Consider the following 19,160-nt stretch of genomic DNA (forward strand, 5'->3'; position numbering starts at 1 on the left):
GGCGAGCCCGCGATAGGGCCATCACCCGCTACGCGCCTTCAGCGCTTCTTCTTGTCATACAGCCGCGGCGCCCCCTCGGGTCGCGACTTGAACCGCCGATGCGCCCACAGGTACTGCTCCGGGCACTCGCGCAGCACGCTTTCGACCCACTGGTTGATGCGCAGGCAATCGGCCTCCTCGGTTTCACCTGGGAAGTCCGCCAGCGGCGGGTGCACCACCAGGCGGTAGCCGCTGCCATCTTCCAGGCGCTTCTGGGTGAACGGTATCACCCGCGCCTTGCCCAGCCGGGCGAACTTGGTGGTGGCGGTGACCGTCGCCGCGGGGATGCCGAACAGCGGCACGAACAGGCTCTGCTTGGCGCCGTAGTCCTGGTCCGGGGCGTACCAGATCGCCCGGCCGTTGCGCAGCAGCTTGAGCATGCCGCGCACGTCCTCGCGCTCCACCGCCAGCGAATCGGGGTTGTGGCGCTCGCGGCCGCGGCGCTGGATGAAGTCGAACACCGGGTTGCCGTGCTCGCGGTACATGCCGTCGATGGTGTGGGCCTGGCCGAGCAAGGCGGCGCCGATCTCCAGGGTGGTGAAGTGCACCGCCATGAGGATCGCGCCCTGCCCTTCGCGCTGGGCGTCCTGCAGGTGCTCCAGGCCTTCGATGTGCGCAAGGCGCGCCAGCCTGGCCTGGGGCCACCACCAACTCATGGCCATCTCGAAGAAGGCGATGCCGGTGGAGGCGAAGTTTTCCTTCAGCAGGCGCCGCCGTTCGTCGCCGGACAGTTCCGGGAAGCACAGTTCCAGGTTACGCGCGGCGATGCGCCGACGCTCGCCGGCCAGGTGGTACATCACCGCGCCCAGGGCGCTACCGAGCCACAGCAGGGCGCGATACGGCAGCTGGACCACCAGCCACAGCAGGCCCAGGCCGAGCCACAGGCCCCAGAAGCGCGGGTGCAGAAAAGAGGGACGAAAACGCGGGCGATCCATTGAAGCATCCGGAAAGACAAAGGCCGGGCATTCTACAACGGTTCTGCCGCGGTTGCGGGTGGCGGGCGTTATCGTTATAAGTCAGGGCACTTTTTTCGTAACCAGCCGTCTATGCAGACCATGAGCCTCAACCCGACCCCCGACACCGCCACCGTGTTCCAGCTCAAGGGCAGCATGCTTGCCATCACCGTGCTGGAACTGGCGCGCAACGACCTCGAAGCCCTCGACCGGCAGCTGGCGGCGAAGGTGGCCCAGGCCCCGAACTTCTTCAGCAACACGCCGCTGGTGCTGGCGCTGGACAAGCTGCCGGCCGACGAAGGCGCCATCGACCTGCCCGGCCTGATGCGTATCTGCCGCCACCATGGCCTGCGCACCCTGGCGATTCGCGCCAGCCGCATCGAAGACATCGCTGCGGCGATCGCCATCGACCTGCCGGTGCTGCCGCCGTCCGGCGCCCGCGAGCGCCCGCTGGAGCCCGAACCCGAGGTGAAGAAGCCCGAGCCTGTCCCCGCCCCGCCACCCGCGGCGCCCGAGCCGGAGATCCGCCCGACGCGGATCATCACCTCGCCGGTGCGCGGCGGCCAGCAGATCTACGCACAGGGCGGCGACCTGGTGGTGACCGCCTCGGTCAGCCCGGGCGCGGAACTTCTCGCCGATGGCAACATCCATGTGTACGGCGCCATGCGCGGCCGCGCCCTGGCCGGCATCAAGGGCAATACCCGGGCACGTATCTTCTGCCAGCAGATGACCGCCGAACTGGTGTCCATCGCCGGCCAGTACAAGGTTTGCGAAGACTTGCGCCGCGACCCGTTGTGGGGGGCCGGCGTGCAGGTGAGCCTGATCGGCGATGTGTTGAACATCACCCGTCTTTAACGGATACTGCCGCCATTTTAAGTGCAACTTTTTCCCTGTTGCCTTTTTGTATTTGCTGGGACGCGCACGTCCCGTTTATTTAGGGGTGAAACACCTTGGCCAAGATTCTCGTGGTTACTTCCGGCAAAGGGGGTGTGGGCAAGACCACCACCAGCGCCGCCATCGGCACCGGCCTCGCACTGCGTGGCCACAAAACGGTCATCGTCGACTTCGACGTCGGCCTGCGTAACCTCGACCTGATCATGGGCTGCGAACGCCGCGTGGTGTACGACTTCGTCAACGTGGTCAACGGCGAAGCCAACCTGCAGCAGGCCCTGATCAAGGACAAGCGCCTGGAGAACCTGTTCGTGCTGGCCGCCAGCCAGACCCGCGACAAGGACGCGCTGACCCAGGAAGGCGTGGAAAAGGTGTTGATGGAGCTGAAGGAAACCTTCGACTACGTCATCTGCGACTCCCCGGCCGGTATCGAGAAAGGCGCGCACCTGGCGATGTACTTCGCCGATGAGGCCATCGTCGTGACCAACCCGGAAGTCTCCTCGGTACGCGACTCCGACCGCATGCTGGGCATCCTGTCGAGCAAGTCGCGCCGCTCCGAGAACGGCGAAGAGCCGATCAAGGAACACCTGCTGATCACCCGTTATCACCCCGAGCGCGTCGAGAAAGGCGAGATGCTCAGCATCGCCGACGTCGAAGAGATCCTGGCGATCAAGCTCAAGGGTGTTATCCCCGAGTCCCAGGCCGTACTCAAGGCTTCCAACCAGGGCATCCCGGTCATCCTTGACGACCAGAGCGATGCCGGCCAGGCGTACAGCGACACTGTCGACCGCCTGCTGGGCAAAGAGAAGCCACTGCGATTCATTGACGTGCAGAAGCAAGGATTCTTCTCGCGCCTGTTTGGAGGCAAATAAACCATGAACCTTCTTGACTTCTTTCGTGGCAGGCAGAAACAGACCAGCGCGTCGGTAGCGAAAGAGCGTCTACAGATCATCGTGGCGCACGAACGCGGCCAACGCAGTACCCCGGACTACCTGCCGGCCTTGCAGAAGGAACTGGTCGAGGTCATCCGCAAGTACGTCAACATCGGCAACGACGACGTGCAAGTGGCCCTGGAGAACCAGGGCAGCTGCTCGATCCTGGAACTGAACATCACCCTGCCCGAGCGCTGATCGCTTTCGGGCCGTCGCCACGGCGACAGTGAATTCACAGCTACCCCCTGCTGGTGGTAGCGCTGGGTTCGCTGTCGCCGTTGGCATTTGAGAGAACCCGCAACAATGCCGCTGTCGAACGTCCACATCCTCCACGAAGACGCCGCCATCCTGGTGGTGAACAAGCCCACCCTGCTGCTCTCGGTACCGGGCCGTGCCGAGGACAACAAGGATTGCCTGATCACCCGCCTGCAGGAAAACGGCTACCCCGACGCGCTGATCGTGCACCGCCTGGACTGGGAAACCTCGGGGATCATCCTGCTGGCCCGCGATGCCGACAGCCACCGCGAGCTGTCGCGCCAGTTCCACGACCGTGAGACCGAGAAGGCCTACACCGCGCTGTGCTGGGGCCAGCCTGCGCTGGACAGCGGCAGCATCGACCTGCCGCTGCGCTACGACCCACCGACCAAGCCGCGCCATGTGGTGGACCACGAGCAAGGCAAGCACGCGCTGACCTTCTGGCGCATCGTCGAGCGCTGCGGCGATCACTGCCGGGTGGAACTGACGCCGATCACCGGGCGTTCGCACCAACTGCGCGTGCACATGCTGTCGATCGGGCATCCACTGCTGGGCGACCGCTTGTACGCCAACCCCGAGGCGCTGGCCGCCCACGAGCGGTTGTGCCTGCACGCGAGCCTGTTGAGCTTCACCCACCCGGTGAGTGGGGAGCGGCTGCGGTTCGAGTGCCCCGCACCGTTCTGAGGGCCGTTCGGACAGCGCGGTCCTTGCAGGAGCGGCGGTGCGGCGATCCGACTTGCCCCGCGATAGGGCCGACACAATTTGCCAACCAATTACGCTAAACTCGCGCCACTGCTGTCTGGAGTGACCTATGCGCGACGCCCTGAACCAAGGCCTGATCGATTTCCTCAAGGCTTCCCCCACGCCCTTCCACGCCACCGCAAGCCTGGCCCAGCGCCTGGAAGCTGCCGGCTACCAGCGCCTGGACGAGCGCGACAGCTGGGCCACCGTGCCTGGCGGTCGCTACTACGTGACCCGCAACGACTCCTCGATCATCGCCATCAAGCTGGGCAAGCACTCGCCGCTGCTCAGCGGCATCCGCATGGTCGGCGCGCACACCGACAGCCCGTGCCTGCGGGTCAAGCCGCAACCCGAGCTGCAACGCCAGGGCTTCCTGCAACTGGGCGTGGAAGTGTACGGCGGCGCCCTGCTCGCACCGTGGTTCGACCGCGACCTGTCGCTGGCCGGGCGCGTCACCTTCCGCCGCGACGGCAAGGTCGAAAGCCAGCTGGTGGACTTCAAGCTGCCGATCGCCATCATTCCCAACCTGGCCATCCACCTCAACCGCACCGCCAACGAAGGCTGGCCGATCAACCCACAGAACGAACTGCCGCCGGTACTCGCCCAGGTCGCCGGTGACGAGCGCGTGGACTTCCGCGCCCTGCTCACCGAGCAACTGGCACGCGAGCACGAGCTGAACGCCGACGTGGTGCTGGATTACGAACTGAGCTTCTACGACACCCAGGACGCCGCCGTGATCGGCCTCAACGGCGACTTCATCGCTGGCGCGCGCCTGGACAACCTGCTGTCGTGCTACGCCGGCCTGCAGGCACTGCTGGCCGACGACGGCGACGAGACCTGCGTGCTGGTGTGCACCGACCACGAGGAAGTCGGCTCGTGCTCGGCCTGCGGCGCCGACGGCCCGATGCTCGAACAAACCCTGCAGCGCCTGCTGCCCGACGGCGACGAGTACGTGCGCACGATTCAGCGCTCGCTGCTGGTATCGGCCGACAACGCCCACGGCGTGCACCCCAACTATGCCGACAAGCACGACGGCAACCACGGGCCCAAGCTCAACGCGGGGCCGGTGATCAAGGTCAATAACAACCAGCGCTACGCCACCAACAGCGAGACCGCCGGGTTCTTCCGCCACCTGTGCATGGCCGAGGAAGTGCCGGTGCAGAGTTTCGTGGTGCGCAGCGACATGGGCTGCGGCTCGACCATCGGCCCGATCACCGCCAGCCACCTGGGGGTGCGCACCGTGGACATCGGCCTGCCGACCTTCGCCATGCATTCGATCCGCGAGTTGTGCGGCAGCCACGACCTGGGGCACCTGGTGAAGGTGTTGACGGCGTTCTATCGCAGCCGTGAGTTGCCGTGATAATGATGTAGCCAGTGTCGACCCTATTGCGGGGCAAGCCCGCGATAGGGCCACCAGCGTCACCACCAACCGCTATGCTTAAGACAGGCCCCAAGCAAAAGGATTGCCGCCATGTCCCCCTTCCTCTCCCTGTTCGTGCCGGTGTTCCTGTTCCTGATGCTGCTGACCATCGGTTTCAGCCTGCGCGAGCGCAACATCGGCGTGCTGATGATGTGGATCGGCACCCTCGGCATTTTCGGCCTGACCTGCTGGAAGATCCTGGAGAAACTACCCTCATAACGTTCTAAACTCGGCCAATCGTTTGACCTGAGGTAGATTTTCCGGTGCCTGCCCTCCTGCGTTGCCTGACCCTGCTGCTGTTCCTGTTCACCGTCCCGGCCCACGCCGCCGGCCTGCCCAGCCTGCTCGGTCCGAGCGCGCCCGCCCAACCGCAAGCCAGCGAGCCGCTCGGCAAGTCGCTGGACGAAGTCATCAAGAACCTGGAGAACGACCAGCAACGCGCCAAGTTGCTGGCCGACCTGAAGAAGCTGCGCGACGCCAGCAAGCAGTCCCAGCCCAGCCCCGAACAGGGCGTGCTGGGGCTGATCGGCAACGCCGTGCACGACCTGGAAAAGCAGTTCAGCGGCGAGGCCAGCCCATTCGTGCGCTGGTCGCAGGAGATCGACCAGGCCCAGGCCGAGCTGGTCGCGCTGGCGGTGCCGGTGCACCAATGGCCGGCGATCCTGTTCGGCTTTGCCGCGATCATCGCCGTGTGGAGCCTGCTGGCCTACAGCTTCAACTGGGTCGGCCACCGCGTGCGGGTGCGCTTCGGCCTCACCGAGGAACTGCCCCAGCACCCACGCACCTGGGACCTGGTGCGTTTCGCCCTGCGCAAGCTCGGGCCGTGGCTGGTGGCGTTGGTGATCACCGTGTACCTGAGCTTCGCCCTGCCCTCCTCGCTGGGCAAGTCGATGGCCATGGTGCTGGCCTATGCGCTGGTGGTCGGCACCTGCTTCTCGGCGATCTGCGTGATTGCCTTCTCCCTGCTCGATGGCCCGCACCGCCACCGCGCCCTGTACATCCTGCGACGCCAGGCGTTCCGTCCGCTGTGGCTGATCGGCAGCTTCGCCGCCTTCGGCGAGGCGATGAGCGACCCACGCCTGACCACGGCCCTGGGCAGCCACCTGGCACACGCCCTCGCGACCCTGGCCAACGTGCTGGCGGCACTGTGCACCGGCCTGTTCATCCTGCGCTTCCGCCGCCCCATCGCCCACCTGATCCGCAACCAGCCGCTGTCCCGGCGCCTGAGCCGACGCACCCTCAGCGACACGCTCTCGGTGCTCGGCAACGTCTGGTTCGTGCCGGCACTGGTGCTGGTGGCGCTGTCGCTGTTCGCCACCTTCGTCTCGGCCGGAGACACCAGCACCGCGCTGCGCCAGTCGCTGATGTGCATCGTGCTGCTGGTGGTGTGCATGGTGCTGCACAGCCTGGTGCGCCGGCATGCCGCCAGCCCCAAGCGCGCCAACCGGCGCCAGGCGCTGTACATCGAACGCTTGCGCAACTTCGGCTACGCCTTGGCGCACCTGGTCATCTGGCTGGCGTTCATCGAGCTGGGGCTGCGCATCTGGGGCTTGTCGATGATCAACTTCGCCGAAGGCGAAGGGCATGACGTCAGCGTGCGCCTGCTGGGCCTGGCCGGCACGTTGATCGCCGCCTGGCTGGTGTGGATCCTCGCCGACACCGCCGTGCACCACGCCCTGGTGCGCTCGCGCCGGGGCCAGGCCAACGCTCGCGCGCAGACCATGATGCCGTTGATCCGCAACGTGCTGTTCGTGACCATCTTCATCATCGCGGTGATCGTCGCCCTGGCCAACATGGGCATGAACGTCACCCCGCTGCTCGCCGGTGCCGGGGTGATCGGCCTGGCCATCGGCTTTGGCGCGCAGTCGCTGGTGGCCGACCTGATCACCGGGCTGTTCATCATCATCGAGGACTCCCTGGCGATCGACGACTACGTCGATGTCGGTGGCCACCTGGGCACGGTCGAGGGCCTGACCATCCGCACCGTGCGCCTGCGCGACATCGACGGCATCGTGCACACCATCCCGTTCAGCGAGATCAAGAGCATCAAGAACTACTCGCGCGAGTTCGGCTATGCGATCTTCCGCGTGGCCATCCCGCACAGCATGCACATCGACCAGGCGATCGCGCTGGTTCGCGAGGTGGCGCAAAAGCTGCGCAGCGACCCGCTGATGCGCCGCAACATCTGGTCGCCGCTGGAGTTACAGGGGGTGGAGAGTTTCGAGTCGGGCTCGGCGGTGCTGCGGGCACGGTTCAAGACCGCGCCGATCAAGCAGTGGGAGGTGTCGCGGGCGTTCAACCTGGCGCTGAAGCGGCAGTTGGACGAGACGGGGCTGGACCTGGCGACGCCTCGGTTGTCGGTGCAGGTGGTGACGGCAGGGGGGGAGGCCGGGACCTCCAGCTAGGGCCCTATCGCGGGGCAAGCCCGCCCCTGCAAGGCTCTTGGCTCAGTCACCCCGCTTGGGCGCGGATGCGAATCGCGTCATGCCGCCAATATTCCAGGTCGCAGTCGATCAGATGCCCATGCTGGTCGCTGTTGACCCGGGTGATGTGCAGCCCGGGGCTACCCGCCGACACTTTCAATGCCGTGGCCGCGTCCACCGGCAGCGCGGTAGGCAGGATCTCGAAACACACCTGCCCGTAACGGATGCCGTATTCACGGGCATAGATCTCGGTCAGCGACTGCGCCAGGTCCAGTTCGAGAACCCCGGGGAAATACCGCGGGTTGAGATAATGCTCGGCATACAACACCGCCCTTGCGTCGATACGCCGCAAGCGACAGATGCGCACCACGCTGGACAACGCCGGCAAGCGCAGCCGCGCACAAATCGCCGCAGACGCCGGCTGCAAGCGCGCCGACAGCAGCTCGGTGCTCGGCAGCCGCCCCTGGTCGCGGACCATGGCGTGGAAATGGCTGCGTTCGATCAAGTCGTAGGTCAGCCGCTCGGGCGCGACGAACCAGCCCCGCCGCTCCTCACGGTAGATCAACCCCTGGGCTTCCAGCTGGACCAGCGCCTCGCGCAGGGTGATACGCGTGGTATCGAACACCTCGCTGAGCTTGCGCTCGGCCGGCAACTTGCCGCCCGGTGCCAGCAAGCCATGTTCGATCTGCTCCTGCAGGGCATGGCAGATCGCTGTTACCGCCCGCGGCGGGGTCGATTGCATCAAAGGTTACCTATCTGGACTAGTCCAGCCCCATAGCAGGGCAGTTGGAGAATAGTGCAAGCCTAGGCACGGCTGATGAACATCCTGTGACAAAGGCCCCGCCAGAGGTGTGCCAGATTCGGGCCAACCCCGGAAAATAAAGGGCTGCGTTCTGGTCTACGCTTTGTTTTCAGGGCGCCCGCCCCCCTGGGTACGGCGTACTCCTACATCAAATTGTCATGGAACAGGCCTACCTTGGCTCAAGGTTTGCTGACCTAGACCAACCGTTCTGCAAGCAAGGTCCCGTCATAACAACGATTGCAAGGCACCCACCAAAGGAGCTTCGGATGAAAAAGTTCTTCATGGCGTCACTGCTGGGCTCGGCCATCGCCCTGTGCACCTCGGCCATGGCCGCCGGCACCGACCTCAAGGCCCTGGAAGACGCCGCCCGCAAGGAAGGCACCGTCAACAGCGTGGGCATGCCCGATGCCTGGGCCAACTGGAAAGGCACCTGGGAAGACCTGGCCAAGAAGTACGGCCTCAAGCACAGTGACACCGACATGAGCTCGGCCCAGGAAATCGCCAAGTTCGACGCCGAGAAAGACAACGCCAGCGCCGACATCGGCGACGTCGGCGCCGCCTTCGGCCCCATCGCCGTGGCCAAGGGCGTGTCCCAGCCGTACAAGCCGAGCACCTGGGACCAGGTCCCGGACTGGGCCAAGGACAAGGAAGGCCACTGGGCGCTGGCCTATACCGGCACCATCGCGTTCATCATCAACAAGGACCTGGTCAAGGAAGGCGAACGTCCAACCAGCTGGCACGACCTGGAAAAGGGCAAGTACAAGGTCGCCATCGGTGACGTCGGCACCGCCGCCCAGGCCGCCAACGGCGTGCTGGCCGCCGCCATCGCCTACAAGGGTGACGAGAGCAATATCGCCCCGGGCCTGCAGCTGTTCACCAAGCTGGCCCAGCAGAAGCGCCTGTCGCTGGCCAACCCGACCATCCAGACCCTGGAGAAGGGCGAAGTGGAAGTCGGCGTGGTGTGGGACTTCAACGGCCTGAGCTACCGCGACCAGATCGACCCCAAGCGCTTTGAAGTGCTGATCCCGTCGGACGGTTCGATCACCTCCGGCTACACCACCATCATCAACAAGTACGCCAAGCACCCGAACGCCGCCAAGCTGACCCGCGAGTACATCTTCAGCGACGCAGGCCAGACCAACCTGGCTATGGGCCATGCCCGCCCGATCCGCGCCGAGCACCTGAAGCTGCCGGCCGACGTGCAGGCCAAGCTGCTGCCGAACGAGCAATACAAGGCGGCGCAGCCGATCAAGGATGCCGCAGCCTGGGAGACGACCTCCAAGGCGCTGCCGCAGAAGTGGCAGGAGCAGGTCATCATCGAAATGGAATAAGGCCCAGGCTCTCTAACGCCTGAACCGGCCCTTTCGCGGGTAAACCCGCACCCACAGGATCATCCGAAACCCTGTGGGTGCGGGTTTACCCGCGAACAGGGCGACGCGGATTGACTGACACCCTGCGGAGCAATCATGCAACACAACGTCATCCTGGTCCTGCTCGACGGCCTCAACCACCAGGTTGCCCACCACGCCATGGGCCACCTGCACGCCTACGTCGAGGCCGACCGCGCCGCGCTGTACCGCGTCGAATGCGAGCTGCCGTCGCTGTCGCGGCCGCTGTATGAATGCATCCTCACCGGCGTGCCACCGATCGACAGCGGCATCGTGCACAACAACGTCAGCCGCCTGTCCAACCAGCGCAGCGTGTTCCACTATGCCCGCGAGGCCGGGCTGAGCACTGCCGCGGCGGCCTACCACTGGTTCAGCGAGCTGTACAACCGCTCGCCGTTCGACCCGCTGCGCGACCGCCACACCCACGCGCCCAAGCTGCCGATCCAGCATGGCCTGTTCTACTGGGCCGACCACTACCCCGACTCGCACCTGCTGGCCGACGCTGAATACCTGCGCCGCCGCCATGCGCCGAACTTCCTGCTGGTGCACCCGATGAACATCGACGACGCCGGCCACCGCCACGGCCTGGACAGCAGCCAATACCGCAACGCCGCGCGCAGCGCCGACATCCTCTTGGCCGACTACCTGCCGCGCTGGCTCGAAGAGGGCTACCAGGTGCTGGTGACCGCCGATCACGGCATGAACAACGACCGCTCGCACAATGGCCTGCTGGCCGAGGAACGCGAGGTGCCGCTGTTCGTCTTCGGTGAGGCGTTCAGCCTGGACCCGGCCGCCAAGCCCCTGCAAACCGAGCTGTGCGGCACGCTCTGCGAACTGCTCGGCGCAACCCATGACAAACCGGTCTGCCGGGAGTTGCTCAAGTGAATGCCAGCCACCGTGGCCGCACCCTGGCCCTGCTTTGCCTGCTTCCGTTCGCACTGTTCTTCGTCATCTTCCAGATCGCCCCATTGGCCTGGGTGACCATCCACAGCCTGCAAGGCGAAGGCGGCTGGGGCCTTGAGAACTTCAGCAAGGTGTTCGCCTCGAAGTTCTACCTGCAGGCGCTGCAACGCAGCCTGGAGATCAGCTTCTGGTCGAGCCTGTTCGGTATCGTCATCGCCACCCTCGGCGCTTACTCGCTGCGCCAGGTCGACTCGAAGCTGCGCGACTTCGTCAGCGCCTTCGCCAACATGACCAGCAACTTCTCCGGCGTGCCACTGGCCTTCGCCTTCATCATCCTGCTCGGCTTCAACGGCGCGCTGACCCTGCTGCTCAAGCAGATCGGCCTGCTCGGCGACTTCAGCATCTATTCCAAGAGCGGCTTGATCCTGGTGTACACCTACTTCCAGATCCCCTTGGGCGTGCTGCTGCTCTACCCGGCCTTCGACGCCCTGCGTGAAGACTGGCGCGAGTCCGCCGCGCTGCTGGGCGCCAACCACTGGCAGTTCTGGCGGCACATCGGCCTGCCGGTGCTGACCCCGGCGCTGCTGGGCACCTTCGTGATCCTGCTGGCCAACGCCCTGGGCGCCTACGCCACCGTCTATGCCCTGACCACTGGCAACTTCAACGTGCTGCCGATCCGTATCGCCGCCCTGGTGGCCGGCGACATCACCCTCGACCCGAACCTGGCAAGCGCCCTGGCGATGGTGCTGGTGGGGCTGATGACGCTGGTCACGGTGGTCCATCAATGGCTGCTGAAAAGGAGCTACCATGCGCGCTGAATCCCGCCCGGGCGGCCTGTACCACCGCGTGGTGGTGTACCTGCTGTTCCTCATCCTGCTGCTGCCGCTGGCCGGCACCCTGCTCTACTCGCTGGCCACCAGTTGGTCGGCGACCCTGTTGCCCAGCGGCCTGACCTTCAAGTGGTACATCGCGCTGTGGAGCGAGCCGCGCTTTCTCGCCGCGTTCGGCCAGTCGCTGCTGGTGTGCATCGGTGCGCTGCTGCTATCGGTGGTGCTGATCCTGCCGCTGCTGTTCGTGGTGCACTACCACTTCCCCAAGCTCGACGCCCTGATGAACGTCCTCATCCTGCTGCCGTTCGCGGTGCCGCCGGTGGTGTCGTCGGTGGGCCTGCTGCAACTGTACGGCAGCGGGCCGATGGCCATGGTCGGCACGCCGTGGATCCTCATCGGCACCTACTTCACCATCGCCTTGCCGTTCATGTACCGGGCAATCACCAACAACCTGCAGGCCATCAACCTGCGCGACCTGATGGACGCCGCCCAACTGCTCGGCGCCAGCACCTGGCAGGCGGCGTTGCTGGTGGTGCTGCCGAACCTGCGCAAGGGCCTGATGGTGGCGCTGCTGCTGTCGTTCTCCTTCCTGTTCGGCGAATTCGTGTTCGCCAACCTGCTGGTCGGCACTCGCTACGAGACCCTGCAGGTGTACCTGAACAACATGCGCAACAGCAGCGGCCACTTCAACAGCGCGCTGGTGATCTCCTACTTCGCCTTCGTGCTGGTGCTGACCTGGGTCGCCAACCGCCTGAACAAGGACAAAACCTGAGATGAGCTTCGTCAGCGTACAGAAACTGCAAAAAAGCTACGCCGGCAGCCCGGTGTTCCACGACATCGACTGCGAGATCGAGCGCGGCGAGTTCGTCACCCTGCTCGGCCCATCGGGCTGCGGCAAATCCACCCTGCTGCGTTGCATCGCCGGCCTGACCCCGGTGGACAGCGGGCGGATTCTCCTCGACGGCCAGGACCTGGTGCCGCTGAGCCCGCAGAAGCGCGGGATCGGCATGGTGTTCCAGAGCTACGCGTTGTTCCCCAACATGACCGTGGAACAGAACGTCGCCTTCGGCCTGCGCATGCAGAAGATCAAGGCCGACGAAAGCCAGGTGCGCGTGCGCGAGGCCCTGGAACTGGTGGAACTGGGCAACTTCGCCGGGCGCTACCCACACCAGCTGTCCGGCGGCCAGTGCCAACGCGTGGCCCTGGCCCGGTCGCTGGTCACCCGCCCGCGCCTGCTGCTGCTCGACGAACCGCTGTCTGCGCTGGATGCGCGCATCAGGAAGCACCTGCGCGAGCAGATCCGCGCGATCCAGCGCGAGCTGGGGCTGACCACCATCTTCGTCACCCACGACCAGGAAGAGGCGCTGACCATGTCGGACCGCATCGTCCTGATGAACCAGGGGCGCATCGTCCAGAGCGGCGATGCCGAAACCCTCTACACCGCGCCGGTGGACGTGTTCGCCGCCGGCTTCATCGGCAACTACAACCTGCTCGACCCCGACAGTGCCAGCCGCCTGCTGCAACGCCCGGTGAGCGGTCGCCTGGCGATCCGCCCGGAGTCGATCACCCTGAGCCTGCATGGCGAGCTGGACGGCCAGGTGCGCAGCCACAGCCTGCTGGGCAACGTCATTCGCTACCGTGTCGAGGCCCGGGGCGTGGAGCTGGTGGTGGACGTGCTCAACCGCTCGTCCGCCGACCTGCACCCGGACGGGCAGCGGGTATCCTTGTCGATCGACCCCACGGCGCTACGGGAAGTGGCCTAAGGAGCAATTGCAATCATGGCACTGGCGATCTTCGATCTGGACGAAACCCTGATCCACGGCGACTGCGCGTCGTTGTGGAGCGAGCAGATGGCCCGACTGGGCTGGGTCGACGGCAAGGACTTCCTGCGCCGCGACCACGAACTGATGGAGGCCTACGGCAAGGGTCATCTGCGCATGGAGGACTACATGGCCTTCAGCCTGGAGCCGATTGCCGGGCGCACGCTGGAAGAGGTGGAGCACCTGGTGGAGCCGTGGGTGGAAGAGGTGATCGAGCCGATCATCTATGGCGACGCCTGCCACTGCATCGCCGAGCACCGCAAGCGCGGCGACCGCATTCTGATCATCTCCGCCTCAGGCACTCACTTGGTCGGCCCGATCGCCGCGCGGTTGGGCGTGGACGAGTACCTGGCGATCGAACTGGAGGCCCTGAACGGGGTGTACACCGGCAGGACACACGGCGTGCTGACCTACCGTGAGGGCAAGATCAGCCGGCTGCTGGAGTGGCTGGACCAGGAGCAGGAAAACCTGGAGGGGGCGAGTTTCTATTCCGACTCGCGCAATGACTTGCCGTTGTTGCTGAAGGTGGACCATCCGTTCGTGGTGAACCCGGACGCGGTGTTGCGCGAGCATGCGCAGACCAATGGGTGGCCCGTTCTGAGTTGGAGCTGAAGCCCTCATCGCGGAGCAAGCCCGCTCCCACAGGGGCCTGCGGGAGCGGGCTTGCCCCGCGATAGCGTCGCTATGAACTACACCAACGCCGGATCGATCACCACCACCAGCTTCCCCGACACCTGATTGCTGGCCAACTCCGCATACGCCGCCTCGGCAAACTCAATCGGATAGGTGTCGACCAACTGCGCCGACAACCGCCCTTCGGCGAACAGCGGCCACACCTGCTGCCCCAGCTCACGCAGCAACTCGGCCTTGAACCCATCGTCACGGTTGCGCAGCGTCGACCCGGTGATCTCCAGGCGCTTGCCCAGCACCATCGCCAGGTCCAGCTCGACCTTGCGCCCGCCCATCAAGCCGATGATCACCCAGCGCCCATCACGCGCCAGCAGCTTGAGGTTCAGCTCGCCATAGCTGGCCCCGACCGGATCGAGGATCACATCGAACGGCCCAAGGCCCTCCAGTGCTTCCAGGTTCTGGTTGCGCACCGCGCCCCCGGCGGCGCCCAGGCCCTCGCAGTAGGCCAGGCGCTCGGGCGAGCCGACGCTGACCCATACCGGGTTGCCGAATGCCTTGCACAGCTGGATCGCCGCCGAGCCCACGCCGCTGGCCCCAGCATGCACCAGCACCTTCTCGCCCGGCTTGAGGCCACCGAGCTGGAAGATGTTCAGCCAGGCCGTGGCGTACACCTCGGGAATGCCCGCCGCCTCGTGCAGGCTCAGGCCCTCGGGCACGGGCAGCACGTGGCGGGCATCGACCACCACTTCCTCGGCCATGCCACCACCGGCCAGCAACGCGCAAACGCGGTCGCCCACACGCCAATCGGCACCGGCGCCGACCTCCTCGACGACCCCGGCGCACTCCAGCCCCAGGTACGGGCTGGCACCCGGTGGCGGCGGGTAGAGACCCGCGCGCTGCAACAGGTCGGCACGGTTCAACCCGGCCGCCGCCACGCGGATGCGCACCTGCCCCGCATCACAGGCCGGGCGCTCGGCCTCGACCCAGGCCACATGTCCGTCAACGCCTTGCAATGCCTTCACAGTGCCTCCATAGTTGAGTCATGACTGAGCCCGGGGACGCCATGTCCCGGGCTTTTTGCAGTATTTGTCCGGCTCCATGGAACCGGCGAAGGAAAAGACGGCCTACTATGCGTGATCAATTGCCTCCACGTCGAATCAGCATGAAGCATTTCCTCCCCAGCTCTGCCCTCGCGTTGATGATCGGCCTGGGCAGCCTCGCGCTCGGTGGCAATGCGGCCGCCGCCAACAAGTGGGACAGCCTGCAGCCGGACCGCGACGAAATCGTCGCCAGCCTCAACGTGGTCGAGCTGCTCAAGCGCCACCACTACAGCAAGCCGCCTCTGGACGATGCCCGCTCGGTCATCATCTACGACAGCTACATCAAGCTGCTCGACCCGGCCCGCAGCTACTTCACCGCGGCCGACATCGCCCAGTTCGACAAGTGGAAGACCCAGTTCGACGACTTCTTGAAAAGCGGTAACCTCGACCCCGGCTTCACCATCTACAAGCGCTACCTCGACCGCGTGAAGTCACGCCTGGACTTCGCCCTGGCGGAACTCGCCAAGGGTGCCGACAAGATCGACTTCACCGCCAAGGAAACCCTGCTGGTCGACCGCAAGGATGCCCCTTGGGCGAAGAACGAGGCCGAACTCGACGACCTGTGGCGCAAGCGCGTCAAGGACGAGGTGCTGCGCCAGAAGATCGCCGGCAAGGACCCCAAGCAGATCCAGGAAACCCTGACCAAGCGCTACAAGAACCAGCTGGCGCGCCTGGACCAGACCCGCGCCGAGGACATCTTCCAGGCCTACATCAATACCTTCGCCCAGTCCTACGACCCGCACACCAACTACCTGTCGCCGGACAACGCGGAAAACTTCGACATCAACATGAGCCTGTCGCTCGAAGGCATCGGCGCGGTGCTGCAAAGCGACAACGACCAGGTCAAGATCGTGCGCCTGGTGCCGGCGGGCCCTGCGGCCAAGACCAAGCAGGTGGCCCCGGCCGACAAGATCATCGGCGTGGCCCAGGGCGACAAGGAAATGGTCGACGTGGTCGGCTGGCGCCTGGACGAAGTGGTCAAGCTGATCCGCGGCCCGAAAGGCTCGGTGGTGCGCCTGGAGGTGATCCCGGCGAGCAACGCGCCGAACGACCAGACCAGCAAGGTGGTGTCGATCACCCGCGAGGCGGTCAAGCTCGAAGAGCAGGCGGCGAAGAAGTCGGTGCTCAAGCTCAAGCAGGATGGCCGTGACTACAAGCTGGGGATCATCGAGATCCCGGCCTTCTACCTCGACTTCAAGGCCTACCGTGCCGGTGACCCCGAGTACAAGAGCACCACGCGCGACGTGAAGAAGCTGCTCACCGAACTGCAGAAGGAGAAGGTCGACGGCGTGGTCATCGACCTGCGCAACAATGGCGGCGGCTCCTTGCAGGAAGCCACCGAGCTGACCAGCCTGTTCATCGAGAAAGGCCCCACGGTGCTGGTGCGCAACAGCGACGGCCGCGTCGACGTACTCGAGGACGAGAACCCCGGCGTCTTCTACAAGGGCCCGTTGGCGCTGCTGGTCAACCGCCTCTCTGCTTCAGCCTCGGAGATCTTCGCCGGCGCCATGCAGGACTACCACCGCGCGCTGATCATCGGTGGCCAGACCTTCGGCAAGGGCACCGTACAGACCATCCAGCCGCTCAACCACGGTGAGCTGAAGCTGACCCTGGCCAAGTTCTACCGCGTCTCCGGGCAGAGCACCCAACACCAGGGCGTGCTGCCGGACATCGACTACCCGTCGATCATCGACACCAAGGAAATCGGCGAGAGCGCCCTGCCCGAGGCCATGCCGTGGGACACCATCCGCCCGGTAGTCAAGCCTGTGGCCGACCCGTTCAAGCCGTTCCTGGCCCAGCTCAAGGCACGCCACGACGCGCGCAGCGACAAGGACCCGGAGTTCGTCTACATCCGCGACCGCCTGGCCCTGACCCAGAAGCTGATGAACGAGAAGACCGTCAGCCTCAACGAACAGGACCGTCGCGCCCGTCACGACGAGATCGAGGCCAAGCAACTGGCGCTTGAGAACGTGCGGCGCAAGGCCAAGGGCGAAGAGCCACTCAAGGAATTGAAGAAGGAAGACGAGGACGCCCTGCCCGCCGAGCCGGACGATACCAAGCCAGAAGACGACGCCTACCTGTCCGAGACCGGTCGCATCCTGCTCGACTACCTGAGCCTGAGTTCGTCGGTGGCCAAGCACTGAAAAAGTGATGGCAGAATAGTGTGACCTGTCATTAAACAGTCATTGGACTGTCGTGAAATAGAAGGGCCGGACGCGCAAGCGCCCGGCCTTTTCTTTTTCAGGAAGCAGGCCATGACCGTCACCGAACAGCTCAGCGCATTGAGCGCCATCTTGGCTCAACGTAGCGTCCACAGCCTGTTCCAACCGATCATCTGCCTGACCCAGCGGCGCATCCTCGGCTACGAGGCGCTCAGCCGCGGGCCCTCCAACAGCCCGTTGCACTCGCCCCTGAACCTGTTCGCCATCGCCCGCCAGGCCGGGCGCCTGAGCGAGCTGGAGGTGCTGTGCCGCGAGAGCGCTTGCCGACGGTTCAGCGAGCTGGGGCTGGAGGGCAAGCTGTTCCTCAACGTCTCCCCCGAATCCCTGCTCGAACCCCACTACCCTTCCGGGCGCACCTTGCAGATGCTCGAACAGGTCGGGCTGTCGCCCAGCCGGGTGGTCATCGAGCTGACCGAGCAGACACCCACCGACGATTTCCAACTGCTGTCCAACGCCCTGCACCACTACCGCGACATGGGTTTTTCCATCGCCCTGGACGACCTTGGTGCTGGCTACTCCAGCCTGCGCCTGTGGTCGGAGCTGCGCCCGGACTACGTGAAGATCGACCGCCACTTCATCGACGGCATCCACCAGGACCCGCTCAAGCGCGAGTTCGTCGGCTCCATCCTGCAGATCGCCCGCGCTTCGCGCGCCCAGGTGATCGCCGAAGGCATCGAGCTGAGCGAGGAATTGTCAGTGCTCAGCGAGATGGGCGTCGACCTGCTGCAGGGTTACCTGCTGGGCCGCCCGCAGGAGTTTCCGCCACGCGAGGGCCTGACCCTGCTGCCGCAGCCCCCGGGCCAGGCACTGCCGGCGGGCGAGGACGGCGGCGACCTGGCCGCGCTGCTGATCGAGCAGCCCGCGGTGCCGCTGGGCACCGCCACCCAGCAGGTGCTCGACGCCTTCCGCCGCCAGGCCAACCTCAACTCGCTGGCGGTGCTCGACGACCACGGTAAGCCCTGCGGCATCGTGCACCGGCACTCGCTGTCCGATGCGCTGCTCAAGCCGTTCGGCACCGACCTGTTCGCGCGCAAACCGATCAGCCGGCTGATGAGCGAGGACTTCCTCGCAGTGGAGCGCGGCCAGTCCTTGCAGCAGGTCAGCCGCCTGCTCACCAGCCGCGCCCGGCAGCGTATCGAGGAAGATTTCATCATCACCCAAGGCGGGCGCTACCGGGGCATGGGCCGGGTGATCGACGTGCTTAAGCTGATCACCGAACAGAAGATCCAGCAGGCCCGCTACGCCAACCCGCTGACCCTGCTGCCGGGCAACGTGCCGATCCAGCAATGCCTGGCGCGCCTGCTGGAGCAGCGGCGAGACGCAGCGGTGTGCTACGTGGACATCGACAGTTTCAAGCCCTTCAACGACCTCTACGGCTATGCCCGTGGCGACGAGGTGCTGCTGTGCCTGGCGCAGTGCCTGGGCGAATGCATCGACCCGACGCGGGATTTCGTCGGCCATATCGGCGGTGACGACTTCATGCTGGTGATCGGCTCGGCGGACTGGCAGGAGCGTCTGCACGGCTTGATCGAGGCATTCCTGGAGCAGTGCCGACGCTTCTACCGTGCCGAGCACCTGGAGGCGGGGTGCTTCATCGCCCACAACCGCCAGGGCCAGCGCGAGACGTTCCCGCTGCTGTCACTGTCGATTGGCGTGGTGTGGTTGTGTCGCGAGGCGTGCGACGGGCTGGATGCCGCGCAGCTGGCGGATTTGGCCTCGCAGGCCAAGCGTCAGGCCAAGGACACCGCCGGGCCGAGCCTGAGCCTGATCACGATGAGCGCCGAACACCCGCTGTAGGAGCGCGTCGCCGC

18 protein-coding genes are annotated in these 19,160 nt (G+C 65.4%); 15 read left to right on the forward strand and 3 right to left on the reverse strand.

Going from position 1 to position 19,160, the window contains the following annotated elements; genetic code table 11:
- Window positions 1–38 precede the first annotated feature (38 nt).
- A complete protein-coding gene (locus tag P0Y43_RS04155) occupies window positions 39–974 on the reverse strand; it encodes a lipid A biosynthesis lauroyl acyltransferase (RefSeq protein ID WP_275636040.1) in 936 nt (311 codons plus the stop codon).
- Between the two features lie 111 nt (window positions 975–1,085).
- Here P0Y43_RS04155 and minC point away from each other — a divergent pair, with 111 nt between their 5' ends.
- The 7 genes from minC to P0Y43_RS04190 all read left to right on the forward strand — a co-directional run bounded on the left by minC (window position 1,086) and on the right by P0Y43_RS04190 (window position 7,636).
- The gene (gene minC, locus P0Y43_RS04160) at window positions 1,086–1,847 is read left to right on the forward strand and encodes a septum site-determining protein MinC (RefSeq protein WP_275636041.1); all 762 of its coding nucleotides are present in this window, start codon (window positions 1,086–1,088) and stop codon (window positions 1,845–1,847) included.
- Window positions 1,848–1,942: 95 nt separating this feature from the next.
- Entirely contained in the window at window positions 1,943–2,755 is an 813-nt protein-coding gene (minD, locus tag P0Y43_RS04165) for a septum site-determining protein MinD (RefSeq protein WP_275636042.1), read from the forward strand.
- Window positions 2,756–2,758: 3 nt separating this feature from the next.
- A complete protein-coding gene (minE, locus tag P0Y43_RS04170; protein WP_275636043.1) occupies window positions 2,759–3,013 on the forward strand; it encodes a cell division topological specificity factor MinE in 255 nt (84 codons plus the stop codon).
- A gap of 105 nt (window positions 3,014–3,118) precedes the next feature.
- Window positions 3,119–3,754, forward strand: a complete 636-nt coding sequence (locus P0Y43_RS04175) for an RluA family pseudouridine synthase (protein WP_275636044.1) — start codon at window positions 3,119–3,121, stop codon at window positions 3,752–3,754.
- 127 nt (window positions 3,755–3,881) lie between these two features.
- A complete protein-coding gene (locus P0Y43_RS04180) occupies window positions 3,882–5,171 on the forward strand; it encodes a M18 family aminopeptidase (RefSeq protein WP_275636045.1) in 1,290 nt (429 codons plus the stop codon).
- Between the two features lie 111 nt (window positions 5,172–5,282).
- On the forward strand, window positions 5,283–5,450 hold the full coding sequence (locus tag P0Y43_RS04185; RefSeq protein WP_170929313.1) for a hypothetical protein: 168 nt from the start codon (window positions 5,283–5,285) through the stop codon (window positions 5,448–5,450).
- 44 nt (window positions 5,451–5,494) lie between these two features.
- Window positions 5,495–7,636, forward strand: a complete 2,142-nt coding sequence (locus tag P0Y43_RS04190) for a mechanosensitive ion channel family protein (RefSeq protein WP_275636046.1) — start codon at window positions 5,495–5,497, stop codon at window positions 7,634–7,636.
- A gap of 46 nt (window positions 7,637–7,682) precedes the next feature.
- Here the strand turns inward: P0Y43_RS04190 and P0Y43_RS04195 are convergent, their stop codons facing one another.
- On the reverse strand, window positions 7,683–8,396 hold the full coding sequence (locus tag P0Y43_RS04195; protein ID WP_275636047.1) for a UTRA domain-containing protein: 714 nt from the start codon (window positions 8,394–8,396) through the stop codon (window positions 7,683–7,685).
- Window positions 8,397–8,722: 326 nt separating this feature from the next.
- On the opposite strand from P0Y43_RS04195, the gene P0Y43_RS04200 reads away from it, so the two are divergent.
- The 6 genes from P0Y43_RS04200 to P0Y43_RS04225 all read left to right on the forward strand — a co-directional run bounded on the left by P0Y43_RS04200 (window position 8,723) and on the right by P0Y43_RS04225 (window position 14,009).
- The gene (locus P0Y43_RS04200; protein WP_275636048.1) at window positions 8,723–9,787 is read left to right on the forward strand and encodes an ABC transporter substrate-binding protein; all 1,065 of its coding nucleotides are present in this window, start codon (window positions 8,723–8,725) and stop codon (window positions 9,785–9,787) included.
- Between the two features lie 135 nt (window positions 9,788–9,922).
- A complete protein-coding gene (locus P0Y43_RS04205; RefSeq protein ID WP_275636049.1) occupies window positions 9,923–10,729 on the forward strand; it encodes an alkaline phosphatase family protein in 807 nt (268 codons plus the stop codon).
- Window positions 10,726–11,565, forward strand: a complete 840-nt coding sequence (locus tag P0Y43_RS04210) for an ABC transporter permease (RefSeq protein ID WP_275636050.1) — start codon at window positions 10,726–10,728, stop codon at window positions 11,563–11,565. Before P0Y43_RS04205 ends, P0Y43_RS04210 begins: the two co-directional genes overlap by 4 nt.
- Window positions 11,555–12,349 (forward strand): ABC transporter permease, encoded by a 795-nt coding sequence (locus P0Y43_RS04215; RefSeq protein WP_275636051.1) that lies wholly within the window; start codon window positions 11,555–11,557, stop codon window positions 12,347–12,349. The genes P0Y43_RS04210 and P0Y43_RS04215 overlap by 11 nt, the downstream gene beginning before the upstream one ends.
- Window position 12,350: 1 nt before the next feature.
- Window positions 12,351–13,340 carry an ABC transporter ATP-binding protein gene (locus P0Y43_RS04220; protein ID WP_275636052.1) on the forward strand — a complete coding sequence of 330 codons (990 nt, stop codon included), beginning with the start codon at window positions 12,351–12,353 and terminating at the stop codon, window positions 13,338–13,340.
- Window positions 13,341–13,355: 15 nt separating this feature from the next.
- Complete coding sequence (locus tag P0Y43_RS04225; RefSeq protein WP_275636053.1) at window positions 13,356–14,009, forward strand: HAD family hydrolase; 654 nt, start codon at window positions 13,356–13,358, stop codon at window positions 14,007–14,009.
- A gap of 77 nt (window positions 14,010–14,086) precedes the next feature.
- On the opposite strand, the gene P0Y43_RS04230 is transcribed toward P0Y43_RS04225, so the two are convergent.
- A complete protein-coding gene (locus P0Y43_RS04230; RefSeq protein WP_275636054.1) occupies window positions 14,087–15,049 on the reverse strand; it encodes an NAD(P)H-quinone oxidoreductase in 963 nt (320 codons plus the stop codon).
- A gap of 140 nt (window positions 15,050–15,189) precedes the next feature.
- On the opposite strand from P0Y43_RS04230, the gene P0Y43_RS04235 reads away from it, so the two are divergent.
- Together P0Y43_RS04235 and P0Y43_RS04240 are read left to right on the forward strand one after the other, a co-directional pair.
- Window positions 15,190–17,271, forward strand: coding sequence for a carboxy terminal-processing peptidase (locus tag P0Y43_RS04235; RefSeq protein WP_275636055.1), 2,082 nt, complete (start codon window positions 15,190–15,192; stop codon window positions 17,269–17,271).
- A 111-nt stretch (window positions 17,272–17,382) separates the two neighbouring features.
- Complete coding sequence (locus tag P0Y43_RS04240) at window positions 17,383–19,146, forward strand: GGDEF domain-containing protein (protein WP_275636056.1); 1,764 nt, start codon at window positions 17,383–17,385, stop codon at window positions 19,144–19,146.
- Window positions 19,147–19,160: the final 14 nt, after the last annotated feature.

Source organism: Pseudomonas entomophila (assembly GCF_029193575.1).
GTDB classification, from domain to species: Bacteria; Pseudomonadota; Gammaproteobacteria; order Pseudomonadales; family Pseudomonadaceae; genus Aquipseudomonas; species Aquipseudomonas entomophila_G.